Annotated in this window: 10 protein-coding genes; 8 read left to right on the forward strand and 2 right to left on the reverse strand. The window is 35.0% G+C overall.

All coding sequences use genetic code 11. The features are described 5' to 3' along the window. Window positions 1-166 precede the first annotated feature (166 nt). The 3 genes from AC1RRQ_RS19290 (at window position 167) to AC1RRQ_RS19300 (ending at window position 5,508) form a co-directional block, all read left to right on the forward strand. Window positions 167-2,701: a heavy metal translocating P-type ATPase gene (locus AC1RRQ_RS19290; RefSeq protein ID WP_493024634.1), complete on the forward strand. Its 2,535-nt coding sequence runs from the start codon at window positions 167-169 to the stop codon at window positions 2,699-2,701. A 200-nt stretch (window positions 2,702-2,901) separates the two neighbouring features. After that, complete coding sequence (locus AC1RRQ_RS19295; protein WP_493024635.1) at window positions 2,902-5,157, forward strand: multicopper oxidase family protein; 2,256 nt, start codon at window positions 2,902-2,904, stop codon at window positions 5,155-5,157. Window positions 5,158-5,343: 186 nt separating this feature from the next. Then, window positions 5,344-5,508 (forward strand): hypothetical protein, encoded by a 165-nt coding sequence (locus AC1RRQ_RS19300; RefSeq protein ID WP_493024636.1) that lies wholly within the window; start codon window positions 5,344-5,346, stop codon window positions 5,506-5,508. 251 nt (window positions 5,509-5,759) lie between these two features. On the opposite strand, the gene AC1RRQ_RS19305 is transcribed toward AC1RRQ_RS19300, so the two are convergent. Both AC1RRQ_RS19305 and AC1RRQ_RS19310 read right to left on the reverse strand, forming a co-directional pair. Further along, window positions 5,760-9,155, reverse strand: coding sequence for a trifunctional glycoside hydrolase family 18/polysaccharide deacetylase/glycosyltransferase family 2 protein (locus tag AC1RRQ_RS19305; protein ID WP_493024637.1), 3,396 nt, complete (start codon window positions 9,153-9,155; stop codon window positions 5,760-5,762). Between the two features lie 335 nt (window positions 9,156-9,490). After that, window positions 9,491-9,943, reverse strand: coding sequence for a DUF4442 domain-containing protein (locus tag AC1RRQ_RS19310; protein WP_071635041.1), 453 nt, complete (start codon window positions 9,941-9,943; stop codon window positions 9,491-9,493). Window positions 9,944-10,196: 253 nt separating this feature from the next. Between AC1RRQ_RS19310 and AC1RRQ_RS19315 the strand changes: the two genes are divergently transcribed. From AC1RRQ_RS19315 to AC1RRQ_RS19335, 5 genes are all read left to right on the forward strand, one after another. Next, window positions 10,197-10,652, forward strand: coding sequence for a DUF4870 domain-containing protein (locus AC1RRQ_RS19315; RefSeq protein ID WP_493024638.1), 456 nt, complete (start codon window positions 10,197-10,199; stop codon window positions 10,650-10,652). A gap of 168 nt (window positions 10,653-10,820) precedes the next feature. Further along, complete coding sequence (locus AC1RRQ_RS19320; RefSeq protein ID WP_008464689.1) at window positions 10,821-11,153, forward strand: PadR family transcriptional regulator; 333 nt, start codon at window positions 10,821-10,823, stop codon at window positions 11,151-11,153. Between the two features lie 3 nt (window positions 11,154-11,156). Beyond that, the gene (locus tag AC1RRQ_RS19325; protein ID WP_493024639.1) at window positions 11,157-12,884 is read left to right on the forward strand and encodes a PspC domain-containing protein; all 1,728 of its coding nucleotides are present in this window, start codon (window positions 11,157-11,159) and stop codon (window positions 12,882-12,884) included. A gap of 11 nt (window positions 12,885-12,895) precedes the next feature. Continuing rightward, window positions 12,896-13,630, forward strand: a complete 735-nt coding sequence (locus AC1RRQ_RS19330; protein ID WP_493024640.1) for a head GIN domain-containing protein — start codon at window positions 12,896-12,898, stop codon at window positions 13,628-13,630. A gap of 86 nt (window positions 13,631-13,716) precedes the next feature. Beyond that, a complete protein-coding gene (locus tag AC1RRQ_RS19335) occupies window positions 13,717-14,550 on the forward strand; it encodes a GIN domain-containing protein (RefSeq protein ID WP_493024641.1) in 834 nt (277 codons plus the stop codon). Window positions 14,551-14,560: the final 10 nt, after the last annotated feature.

The raw sequence follows: 14,560 nt of genomic DNA on the forward strand, positions 1-14,560 counted from the left end.
ATTTATTAATGAAACAAAAAACTTAGCGTGCTTTGCGTAAACCTTAGCGCTCTTTGCGGTTAAAAAAAGCTTTCATAAATATTACAAATCATTCTCAAAATTATACAACCCGTTGTAAACCTTACTTCGGAAATTTGCATTGTAATACCTTAAAAACGAAAAAACAATGACTCATCAATATATAATTTCAGGAATGTCATGCAATGGCTGTCGCACCAAAGTCGAAAAAACGCTAAATGAAGTCGGAGGCATTCATGCCGAAGTAACGTTAGATCCACCAGTGGCCACCATAACGATGGAAAAACATGTTCCAACACAAAAATTTCAGGAAGCTTTATCAGCTGCGGGAAAGTATACTATTGAAATGAAGTCTCCAGCTCATGGTACAGAACCTGCTGTAAAATCATGTTGTTCAAGTCATAAAAAAGAAGATCACGCTTCGCATTCTCATAAAAAAGAAAAAGCAATAATTCCTCATAATGCGACGGGAGTTTTTTACTGCCCTATGCATTGCGAAGGCGATAAAACCTATAACAAACCAGGAGACTGTCCGGTTTGCGGCATGGATTTAGTGCCTCAAATTGCCATTGGAACACAATTTACCTGCCCGATGCATCCTGAAGTTATTTCTAATGAACCAGGCGACTGTCCTATCTGCGGCATGGATTTAGTGCCCATGCAGGCCTCTGAATCTGACGAAAACAAAACTTATACAGACTTGTTGAAGAAAATGAAGATTGCGACATTGTTTACGCTTCCTATTTTCATTATTTCAATGTCAGAAATGATTCCGGATAACCCGCTTTTTAAAATTATGTCAATTGAAAAATGGAATTGGGTTCAGTTTCTATTTTCAATTCCGGTGCTGTTTTATGCCGGATGGATGTTTTTTACCCGTGCCTGGAAATCGATTATTACCTGGAATTTAAACATGTTTACCTTAATTGGAATTGGAACCAGTGTTGCGTTTCTATTTAGCGTTGCAGGAATGTTTTTTCCAGATCTTTTTCCGTCTGAATTTAAATCGCATCACGGTACCATTCATCTTTATTTTGAAGCAGCAACGGTTATTATAACTTTGGTTTTATTGGGACAATTATTAGAAGCCAAAGCGCACGGACAAACTAATGGCGCGATTAAAGCATTACTAAAATTAGCGCCAACCGAAGCCACTTTGGTAGAAAACGGAACGGACAAAACCATCTCCATTCACAATATAAAAAAAGGGGATTTACTACGAGTAAAACCGGGAGAAAAAATTCCAGTTGACGGAAAAATAACTTCCGGCGAAAGCAGTATCGACGAAGCCATGATTACCGGAGAACCTATTCCGGTTGACAAAAAAACGGGCGATAATGTAATTTCGGGAACTATAAATGGAACGAAATCATTTGTGATGATTGCCGAAAAAGTAGGTTCAGAAACACTGCTTTCGCAGATTATTCAAATGGTAAATGATGCAAGTCGTTCCAGAGCGCCAATTCAAAAACTGGCAGACCGCGTTGCAAAATATTTTGTTCCAACGGTTGTTGGTATTTCAATTTTGACTTTTATTATCTGGGCAAAATTTGGTCCTGAACCCTCTTATATCTACGGATTAATTAATGCAATTGCTGTTTTAATTATTGCCTGTCCTTGTGCTTTAGGATTAGCAACTCCAATGTCGGTTATGGTGGGAGTTGGAAAAGGTGCGCAGCATGGAATTTTAATTAAAAATGCCGAAGCACTCGAAAACATGAATAAAATCGATGTTTTAATTACCGATAAAACCGGAACGATTACAGAAGGAAAACCAACTGTCGAGAAAATTTATGCGATCAATAACAACGAAGATATTCTATTGCAAAACATTGCTTCGCTAAATCAGCACAGCGAGCATCCTTTGGCACAAGCCGTTGTCAATTTTGCCAAAAACAAAAATCAAACTTTACTTGAAGTTCCGGATTTTGAAGCCGTTGCCGGAAAAGGAGTTCTGGGAACCGTTAATAATTCAAAAATTGCATTAGGAAATAAAAAACTAATGGAACAGATTAACGCTTCAATTTCTGATGATTTTGAAAACAAAATTACAGCCGAGCAAAATCTGGGGAAAACAGTTTCATACATCGCCGTAAATAATATTGTTTCGGGTTACGTAACCATTACAGATGCCATAAAAGTAAACAGCGCCAAAGCGATCAAAGATTTAATCGATCAGGGTGTTGAAGTGATCATGCTTACGGGAGATAATAAAAATACAGCCAAAGCAGTGGCAGATCAGCTTCATTTAAGTTCTTTTAAAGCCGATTGTCTTCCAGAAGATAAACTGAGAGAAATTGAACGTTTGCAAGCCGAAGGAAAAGTAGTCGCGATGGCCGGAGACGGAATCAACGATGCGCCTGCTTTAGCCAAAGCTGATATTGGAATCGCAATGGGAACCGGAACAGATGTTGCTATTGAAAGTGCCAAAATAACGCTTGTAAAAGGTGACTTAAACGGAATTGTAAAAGCTAAAAAACTAAGCTTTTCGGTTATGAAAAACATAAAGCAAAATCTATTTTTTGCTTTTATATACAATGTTTTGGGCGTACCCATTGCGGCGGGAATTTTATATCCGGTATTTGGGATTTTGCTTTCGCCGATGTTAGCCGCGCTGGCCATGAGTTTAAGTTCTGTTTCGGTAATTGCAAATGCTTTACGATTGCGAAATCTAAAATTGTAAATTGGAGCGTAATTATTTTTAACACATAGAAACATAGCTATTTGAAGATTAAAAAGGCATTTCACTTATTTAAATAAACATAGTAACTATGTGTGGAAACTTGTTTCTTCTCATCTCTTTTTTACACACAAAAATCTATGCTTCTATGTGTTAAAACTAAATTGTATTCAATTTAACCCAACAATTAAAAATTATAATCTATGATTAAGATTAAATATATCCTGATTCTTTTTTTGATTGCTTTTACTGCAAAAGCCCAAAAAGTAGTTCGTTATGATTTACACGTTCGGGACACGATTGTCAATTTTTCAGGAAAAGAAAAACGAGCGCTTACCGTAAACGGAAAAATTCCGATGCCTACATTGACTTTTACTGAAGGCGATATTGCCGAAATTTATGTACATAACGATTTAAAAAAAGAAAATACAGCCATGCACTGGCACGGATTATTTCTTCCGAATAAAGAAGACGGTGTTCCGTATTTAACGCAAATGCCGATTAAACCCGGAACGACACATAAATATACTTTCCCTATTATCCAGAACGGAACGTATTGGTATCACAGCCATTCGGGATTGCAGGAACAAATTGGTTTGTACGGACTTTTCATTATCAATAAAAAGAAAGACGATACAACTTTTAGGAAAGGGATTGACGATTTGCCGACTGTTCCGGTTATTTTAAGCGAATGGACGGATCTTAAACCGGAAAATGTGCAGCGAATGCTTCATAATGCCAATGATTGGTTTGCGATAAAAAAAGGGACAACTCAAAGTTATGCCGAAGCCATCAAGAAAGGACAATTCTCTACAAAAATCACCAACGAGTGGAAACGTATGAATGCCATGGACGTGAGTGATGTTTATTATGAGAAGTTTTTAATTAACGGAAAAAATGAAGACCAGCTTTCGCAGTTTAAAGCCGGAGATAAAGTCCGATTGCGAATTGCAAACGGAGGCGCTTCGAGTTATTTCTGGCTGACGTATGGCGGAGGAAAAATAACGGTTGTGGCGAGCGACGGAAACGATGTTGAACCTGTAGAAGTCGACCGCTTGATTATTGCCGTTTCTGAAACTTATGATGTCGTAGTTACAATTCCTGAAGATCATAAATCCTTTGCTTTTTTGGCTACAGCCGAAGACAGAACGGGATCTGCTTCTTTATTTTTAGGTGGCGGCACGAAACAATCTGTTAAACATCTTCCGAAATTGAAATATTTTGAAGGGATGAAAATGATGAACGATATGATGAAGATGAACGGAGAGATGAATGATATGGGTATGAATATGTCGCTGAATAAAATGGACATGAATGCCGTAATGTATCCTGAAATTTCCGGCGAAGAAGAATCTGCAAAAGCAGAAGATCATTCGATGCATAATATGGATGACATGAAAATGGACGATATGAAAATGTCGAGCGATACCACCGAAACGGGCCAGATTACGACGTTGAATTACGGAATGTTGAAATCTCCAACCAAAACAACGCTTCCGAAAGACGCTCCGGTAAAAGAATTACGTTTTACATTATCCGGAAATATGAACCGCTATGTTTGGAGTTTAGACAATAAAGTAATTTCTGAAACGGATAAAATTTTAATTAAAAAAGGAGAAAACGTCAGGATTGTATTGTACAACGGATCGATGATGCGCCACCCAATGCATTTGCACGGACACGATTTCAGGATTATTAACGAACATGGTGATTATTCTCCACTTAAAAATGTAATTGATATTATGCCGATGGAAACCGATACAATCGAGTTTCAGGCTAATGCCGATGGCGATTGGTTTTTTCATTGTCATATCTTATATCACATGATGGCCGGAATGGGACGTATTTTTACTTATGAAAATTCCGCTCCAAATCCGTTGATTCATGATCCGAAAATGGCGTACAAAATGCTAAAAATGGACGATCGTATGTTTCATTTTATGGCTGAGAATGATTTTGCCACCAACGGAAATGATGGTGAAGCCATGTTCAGCAACACGCGTTGGAGCATTGGCACTGAATGGAGATTGGGTTATAACGATAAACACGGTTATGAAACCGAAACGCATATTGGTAGATACATTGGTAAAATGCAATGGTTTATGCCTTTTATAGGTTTCGACTGGCGTTATCGAAGAATGGGAATGGACGAACAGGAACAAAATATGTTCGGACAAAAGAATACCAAAGACAATCGATCTGTTTTTAGTGCCGGTATGGAATATACGCTGCCAATGCTCATAAAAGCTCAGGTTGAAATGTATACCGATGGAAATGTGAGAATTCAATTTGAGCGAAAAGATATCCCGCTTTCTAAACGTTTGCGAATGAATTTAATGTGGAATACGGATAAAGAATATATGGCGGGTCTAAAATATGTTGCCGGCAGAAATTTCGGAATCACAACACATTATGACAGCGACATGGGAATTGGTTTTGGATTGAATCTGAATTATTGATTGTTTGCCACAGATTACAGGATTAGAAAGATTAAAAAATCTGTGAGATCTTTATAATCTGTGGCAAAAAAACTTTTAAATCGTATTAACTTATCGTTGACAATTTCCAAAATGAAATCGTATTATATTTGAAGCAGCATCTTCAATCAAAAAAGGAATATTACCTAACAATTAAATTATATAAAAATGAAAAAATTATTTGCCGTTTTAGCTATCGCTTTATTTACAATTGGTGTGCAAGCACAAGACTCAAAACCAGCTCCAAAAAAAGAAAAAGCTGCAAAAGAAAAAGAATCTTGTCATAAAAAAACTGATGACAAAAAAGACAAAAAATGCTGTTCTAAAAAATAATTGCAGCATGTATTAAATGTTAAAGGCCTCAAATATTTGAGGCCTTTTTTTATGTTTTTTTCGCCACGAATTCCACGAATTGACACGAATTAATTTGTGCAAATTGGAGCGTACTTTAAATTAGTGTGAATTCGTGGAATTCGTGGCAAAAAAACTCGTTATCAACTTTGACAAAGTTTTAAACTTTGTCAAAGTTCTTAACAAACAAATCCTTTTAATCTTTTAATCTGTGGCAAAAAAAAATCAAAAAACTATTTTACCGTCGCTACATTTCCTGTTCGTGTGAGTACTCCCCAGCTTTGGCTTTCGCCTTTTATGGCTCTTCTGAGTGCTCTAAAAAGAATTACATACATCAATTGTCTGTACACGAATCGCTGTGGAATGAGCCATATTAATTTAGTTAGTTTTTCTTTTTCGAAAATAAATGCAATAACGCTAACCAGCATATCTACCACCATAAAAGCAATATAGTAAACCAATATTTTATGGAGACTATCCGGATCGTTATGATTCCATATCAAACTTACAATCAGAACTAAATCCGCAAGAGGTGCAAAAATTGGCAGCACAATTTGAAAGAGAAGAATGTTGGGTAAAGCGACCATTCCTAAACCTTTATATCTTGGGTTAAAACAAGCGTCTCTGTTTTTCCAAAAAGCCTGCATAATTCCATAACTCCAGCGAAAACGCTGTTTCATAAACTCCTTTAAACTTTCGGGAGCTTCTGTTACGGCTACAGCTTCAATGCAATTGATAATACGATAGTCGTTTCTTAAAATACGAATCGTTAAATCGCAGTCTTCTGCAAGTGTATCGGTTGTAAATCCTCCTGCTTTTTCTATCGCTGTTTTCCTAAAGGCACCAATTGCTCCGGGAACAACCGTAATTCCGTTTATTAAATCAAAAGCCCTGCGGTCAAAATTCTGTGCGGTTGTGTATTCAATGCTCTGCCATTTGGTAAGCATGGTGTTTTCATTTCCAACTTTTACATTTCCGGCAATGGCGCCAATTTCTTCATTGTTTTTTAATTGAATGGTAAAACCTTTCATCAATTGCGAAATGGCATTGGTTCTAAGCTGTGTATCGGCATCGATGCAAACTACATAATCACTTTCAGTTAGAGCAATTCCGTAATTTAATGCCGAAGCTTTTCCGCCGTTTGGTTTTGTATTCACTTTTACTTTCGGATTGTTGGCAAAAGCTTCATTAATCATGGCAAAAGTTTTGTCTTTAGAACCATCATCAACAAAAACAATATCAAAATCCGGATAATCCTGACCCAGTAAATTTTCGATTGTTTTTACTGCGTTTATTTCTTCATTATAAGCCGGAACTATAATGCTCACTTTTGAAAGAACACCATTAGGAGTTTTATAAACAGGCGGGTATTTATGGTCTTTCCATTTTTTTATTAAAGCCATTATCGCCATTAAGGCAATTCTCAGAAATCCCAGAAAAATAGCAACCCAAAATGTAGCCGTAATAAAATGTCCGAACCAGTATCCAAAATCAAAAATTAAATTATCTACTGTAATAAGCGGGCCTTCGGCTTTTGGCATAATCTCGTCTTTGGTTTTACCAAGTAAATGTGCTACTGTTGTAAACTGAATATGCCTGTCTTTAAAATATTTAATAATGCGAGGCAGTGCTTTAACTGTAGACTCTCTGTTTCCGCCCGCATCGTGGAGCAAAATAATTCCTTTATCCGGATTGGCCTCATATTGCGATATTACCCTGCTGTAAACAGAATCGGCACTTACCCCTTTTTCCCAATCATTTGGGTCGATACTTTCTCCAACCGTATAATAATTTTGCGCTTTACTTAAAGCAATAGGTTTTAGTTCGGCTTCGGTTGTGGGTTCAGCATCTGCATTATAAGGAGCTCTAAAAAGCACTGTACTTTTTCCGGTAACGGCTTCGATTAATAATCGTGTGGTTTCCATTTCTTTCGCCGCCCTTTCCGGACTTACCAAAGCAATGTTAGGATGCGTAAAAGTATGGTTGCCTATTTCGTGGCCTTCGCTATAAATTCTCTGCAGCAACGGAATATTATTTTCTCCCTGAATCCCAATTACAAAAAAAACAGCTGGAACTTTTTCTCTTTTTAAAATATCTAAAACCTGAGGTGTATAGGTAGGATCCGGTCCGTCATCAAAAGTAAGAATGACTTGTTTGTGTACATTCCCAAATTTACTGATTACGTATTTCGTTGGTAATTCTACATACTTCTGTTCTGTAATAATGTTTTCATCCTTATCGATTTCCAACTCAATTTTTCCTGGCTGTGGATCTGCAATCACATTTAATATTTCGCCGTCACCAATATAAGCAGGACTTTCGATTCGTGTATTGACACGTTTCATTAGCTTAAAATCAAAAGGCTTTTTCTTAATGCTTTCGTTTGTTAAACTTCGCTGATAATAACTCCACAAACGCTGATCTTCGCTTCCTAAACGCCATAAGGCAATTCCGGCCAAACCATATTCGTCGCTAAACCTGATGGTATTAAAATTAGTTGCGGCATCTTCAAAATTAACCGTGTGTTTTTTACCATTGCTGTCTGTGTAATTAAAAGAATTGCTATAACTGTTATTATCAAACTTTATCACGGCATTATGCTGTTTTGCAATTGCAATTGCCTGATCGTAGGTAATGGTTTCTCCTTCTTGTTTTTCCGGCCAATCGTAACCATAACCGGCAAAACAAAGAATAATTTTATCTGACGGAATTTCTTTTGCCGTTTTATCTACTATTCTTTCAATCCATTTCTGACTGCTTACATCTCCGGGAACACTGCCGGCATAATGCTCATCATAAGCCATAAGAAACATATAGTCATTGTATTGTGCCAATGCTTTTACGTTAAAATCATCATCGCCTGCCATGATATCCTGCGTAACGAGATACCCCAGCGGATGCAGTTTTTCATACAATGCTTTTTGAAAAGCAATTATAGGTTCATCACCCTTTTCTTTAAACTCTTCGAAATCAATATTGATACCTTGTAAATCATATTTTTTTAATGTTTTTACAATATCGTCGATGAGTCTTTCTCTTTTATTGGTGTCATGAAGAATACGGTGAATAAGATCACCGTCGAAGTCACCTTCGCCTAAAGATTCATTGATGTTATTGATTAACGGAAGAATTTTTACTTTTCCTTTCTTCATTACTTTTAAGGCTGCAGTATCAATTTCTGTTCGCAGTAAATCGGTTTTGGGATCAATAAAAAACCATTCCGGGACTACCATATTGAGTTTACGAATGTTTTTTTGAAGGGAAAACAAACTCTGCGGATCCCAATCGACATAAAAAGCAGCTCTGATTTCTGAAGCTGTTTTTGAATCAACAGGTTGATTTTTTAGTTTATCAATCTTCGTTTTTGCTCTTAAGAAATAATCAAATCCTTTAAACTTTTTGAGTTCTTTGGCGCTTAAATTCTTTGGTGTAATAGGATTCTCAAGGCTATGACCTACCTGACTGCTATTGGCTAAAAGTGGTAATGGCGGTTTTAATCCTCTTTTTAAAGTGATAAAGAAAATAGGAACCATTAAAATAAGAAGAAACAAAATAAGTCGTGTTGACCATTGAAAAGTTTTCCAGCGTTTTTGAGTAGCCGTCTGGAATATTTGTTTTTTATCATCCATATACTTTTACTTTTTGAGGCAAATACTTAAAAAGATAAATCGAAAATTTATTGAAATGCAGCTTAATTTGAATGTAAAACTAGTATTACTAAATGAAGTTCAAATTAAAAGACAGAATTTTGATGTAATAGGAATTGTGTAATAAAAATACAAAATAAAACGAAAAAACATACTGATTAACAAATTGGTATAAAAAAAGACCTCAAACTATTGAGGTCTTTCTAATATATTTTTTTCGCCGCGAATTTCACGAATTGGCACTAATTTAAAATCTAAATTGCTGATTGAATTTGCACAAATAATTCGTGAAGATTAGTGAAATTAGTGGCAAACACTTATTTCAATCTAACGCTCCATTCAAAATCCATTTCAGAAACCTGAACGCCTTCTTCATTTGTTCCTATAGATTTCATCCAGAAAGTCTGCCCTTCTCCGGTTTCTATTGTTCTTTTAATGGCATCGGCAATTAAATGCCCGTCGTTACACACGAAAGTAATTCGGCCGGTTGCCTTTTTGGTGAAGTTTCCTTTATTATTAGCAACAAGCATCGAGATTTTTTTTCCGCTTTGCTGAATCTGCGAAATAACCAAAGCGCCTGTTGTCAGCTCGGCAGCCATTGCCTGAACGGCAAAATACATCGAGTTAAAAGGGTTTTGATTAATCCAGCGGTGCTTTACGCTTACTATGCATCTGTCTTTGTCGATTGCTTTTACACGCACGCCGCAAAAGTATGCCGACGGCAATTTGAATAATACAAATTTGTTGAGTTTGGATACAGATATTGCCATGTGATTTGTTTTTTTGTAAAAATACAAAAAAACTATGCACGCACAATAAATTGATAATACTTTCTAAGACTATCAACAAAACCGGTACTTCACGATGATTTTCAGCTAATTAATGATGTTGATTCAATTTTACATTTGTTAAAATTATGTTAATATTTGGTACTATGCAAAACAAGATACTGTCTTTTAGATATATATTTGCATAAGAAATTACTATATACTTTTAATCATGCAATCATCAACACCACTCATCATGGAAAAATCATCAGAAAAGAATACTTCGGCATTCACACATTTAAGTACGTTAACACAATACTTTATTCCGTTTGGGAATTATATTTTCCCAATCATTATCTGGTCGAGTTATAAAGACAAATCAGAATTTATAAATCACCACGGAAAACAAGCATTGAATTTTCAATTAAGTTTATTGCTTTACACCTTAGTTCTGGCATTAATTGCGGTACCAATTTTTGTTACGGTATTTTTACAAAACCTGCCAATCGAAGCTATTTTTAACGACAACGATTTTGTTATTAGAAATTTTAACTTCGAAGGAAACATTGGACTTTTAAGTATTGGAGTAACTGCGGTATTACTTTTTGGTCTTTTAAAATTTGTTGAATTCTTTTTAGTGATTTATGCTTCTATAAAAGCTTCAAACGGAGAATTATACCAATATCCGCTAACGATTCCTTTTATAAAGTAATCATTATTTTATGAAGTACTTCGACTTCGGTCAGTGTAACATAAAGAATTAAAAGTTATAGTCGAAACCTTTCAATCAATCATCAAAATAAGTTTCGAATTCAATCATCAATCAATCATCATCAATCAAAAAACGAATTGTTCAATCTAAAAAAAACAAAATGAAATTATGAACATTGAAAACACAAAAGCACAGATGCGCAAAGGTGTTCTTGAGTTTTGCATCTTATCTGTCCTAAAAGAAAAAGACGCATATACATCTGAAATATTAGACACTTTAAAAAACGCTAAATTACTAGTTGTTGAGGGAACAGTTTACCCGCTTTTAACTAGGTTAAAAAACGACGGTTTGCTTAATTATCGATGGGAAGAATCGACATCTGGACCACCAAGAAAATATTATGGATTAACCGAAATAGGACAAACATTTTTAAACGAACTTAGCGGTACCTGGACAGAATTGTCTGACGCCGTAAATCTAATCACCAATCAAAATCAATAAGTCATGAACAAAACAGTAAATATTAACTTAGGCGGTATGTTTTTTCACATCGATGAAGATGCATATTTAAAATTGACACGCTATTTTGACGCTATAAAACGATCACTTAACAACTCATCTGGTCAGGATGAAATTATTAAAGATATCGAAATGCGTGTTTCTGAATTATTAACAGAGAAACAAAAAAGCGAGAAACATGTTGTTGGACTGAAAGACGTTGACGAGGTAATTGCGGTGATGGGACAACCTGAAGATTATAGAATTGAAGACGAAGAAAGCACAAGCCAGTCTTTTAACAGCAATACAAGAAGACACAAAAAATTATATCGTGATAAAGAAAATGGTATGATTGGCGGTGTAGCAACCGGGTTAGGACATTATTTTGGAATTGAAGCTGTATGGATCAAAATCGTATTCTTAATATTTGTTTTTGCTGGTTTTGGAACTGGAATTTTAGCTTATTTCGTTCTTTGGATTGTAACTCCGGAAGCGGTTACAACATCTGAAAAACTGGAAATGACAGGAGAACCGGTTACGATTTCTAACATCGAAAAAAAAGTTCGTGAAGAAATTGATTCCTTATCTGATAAATTTAAAAACGCAGATTATGACAAAATGGGAAACCAGGTAAAGTCGGGAGCTGGGAGAATAAGTAGTTCATTTGGAGACTTTATCATGACGGTTTTTAAAATTTTTGCTAAGTTTTTAGGGGTTATCCTAATTATCGCAGGAATCTCAACCTTGATCATGCTTTTAGTTGGAGTTTTTACACTGGGAACTAATCTTTTTGTTGATTTCCCTTGGCAGAATTTCGTTGAAGCAGGAAACTTTACAGAATATCCAATCTGGTCTTTTGGTTTATTAATGCTTTTTGCAGTTGGAATTCCGTTTTTCTTCTTGACTCTTTTAGGATTTAAATTGTTGTCTCCTAACTTAAAATCAATAGGAAACATTACAAAATATACGCTTTTAGCAGTTTGGATTATTGCAATTGCTATTTTAGTAAGCATTGGAATTAAACAGGCAACCGAGATTTCGCACGATAATAAAATAATCGAGAAAAAAGTAATAAGCATTAAACCAACTGATACGTTATATGTAAAATTCAAGTACAGTGATTATTATGCAAAAAGCTTAAATCATTACAGAGAGTTTGAATTTGTACAAGACTCTGCAAACAATGAATTGATTTATTCTAATGATGTACGCATTCACGTTTTACGTACAGATGAAACTACTCCATTCATTCAAATAGAAAAAAGTGCAAGAGGAAACTCTTTTACTAATGCTAAAAAAAGAGCAGAAAAAATTGATTACAAGTTTCAGATTAACGGAAATCATTTAATTTTAGACAATTATTTTCTGACAGATGTAAAAAACAAATTTAGAGGCCAGGAAGTTGATATTTACTTATATCTTCCGGAAGGGCAGTTATTTAAACCTGATACATCTGTAAACGATTACTTTAACTATGAAGATGATTTCTTTAATCTAACTCATGATGGCGATTACAGCTACAAAGTTGAAGGTTCTAAAGTAAAATGCTTAAACTGCCCAGCAGACAGCACTGATACTGATAACGATAGTGATTCAGACGAATTAGATACAATTGAAAATGATACTGTAAAAGAAGTTTCGATTAAAATAAATGGAAAAGAAGTTTTAAACGGTAAAAAAACTAAAAGCAAACTAACCACTGATAAAAACGGAGTTGTAATTAAAATTAACTAACACCTAAAGCCATGATAAAAATAATCATTCATATTACAAAATTTGTTATTGCAACAATTACAGCATTACTTTTTGCTTCATGTAATTTTAATCTTAATACAATTGAAGGAAGCGGGAATGTAACAACAGAAAAAAGAACTGTTCAGGGAGATTTTAAAAGTGTCAAAGTAAGCAACGCTATAGATCTGGTTATTGAACAATCTGACAAATACGAAGTGACAGTAGAGGCCGATGATAATCTTCAAAAAGAAATTATTACAAAGGTTGAAAACGGAACATTAGTAATTCAATGTAAATTCAACTCGTTTCGTAATATCACGATGAAAAAGGTAACCGTAAAAATGCCTGCAGTCGAGAAAATAGAAGCATCGAGCGCCTCAAGTGTTACCAGTAAAGACGTTCTGCATGGAGAAAATATAGAATTAGAAACTTCGAGCGCAGCAACAATGAATGTTAACACTGAGTTTGACAACATATCTTGTCACTCAAGCAGCGGCAGTTCGATTGATATTAAAGGAAAAGCTTTAAAAGTTAAAACTTCGGCATCAAGCGGTTCTTCTATCGAAGCTGGAAATTTATTAGCAAACGATGTTGATGCAGATGTTTCGAGCGGCGCAGTTACAAAAGTTCACCCTATTTTAAGCCTTAAAGCAGAGGCAAGCAGCGGTGGTAACATTAACTATGACAATGTTCCTAAAACAATCAACAAAACGGCAAGTTCTGGAGGAAGCGTAAGCCAAAGCTAATATCTCTATAACTGTTAAATATAAAAGAAATCATTCATCAAAAGTGGATGATTTTTTTATATTTGCCAAAATCAAATCTAGAATTAATGAAAAAGAATACAGCACTACTCCTATTACTTTTGGTTACTACATTAACTTTTGCACAAAAAAGAGAAAAAGTAAAAGGATCAAAAATTGTAACTACCTCTATTAAAGAAGTAGGAAGTTTTGATGCACTCGAAGCCGACGACAACTTAGAAATCTATTTGGAAAAAGGTGACAAAAATGAAATAAAAATCGAAGCCGATGATAATCTTCACGAAATTATCAGCATGGATTTAAGAGATAAAACACTTCGCTTATATACCTCAAAAGAAAGTACTATTTTCAAAAAGCTTTCGGTTAAAGTTACTTATACCAGTTCTTTAAACAAAGTAATTGCAAAAAACGAAGCTGTAATTTATGCTCTTCAGGAAATTCAGTTAGACGATATTACTTTTAACAGCGTTGATTATTCTAAATTATACCTGAATGTAAATTCTAAAAAATTCGCTTTAATTGCGGATGATAAATCAAGAACCGAATTAAACTTAAAAACTGAAGACGGAACTTTACAATTAAGCAAAAACGCTGCAATTAAAACATTGGTTTCTGCCATAAAATTCAAATGTGATTTGTACCAAAAAACAACTGCTGCTATTGAAGGAATTGCAGAAAAAGCAACTATCCGTTTAGATAATAATTCGATTTTTACCGGAACAAAATTCACTTTAAAAGATGCGAATGTTACTGCTGAAAATTATGCTGTAGGAACTATTTTCGCCGACACAACGCTTTCTTTAGCAATTGGAGATAAAGCAGAAGTTTCTTTATTTGGAAACCCAAAAATTGAGCTTACCCGTTTTTCTGAAGAAGCTAAGTTGATTAAGAAGATTAAATAGTGTTCAGTCG

Source organism: Flavobacterium sp. GW821-FHT12A05 (assembly GCF_058807735.1).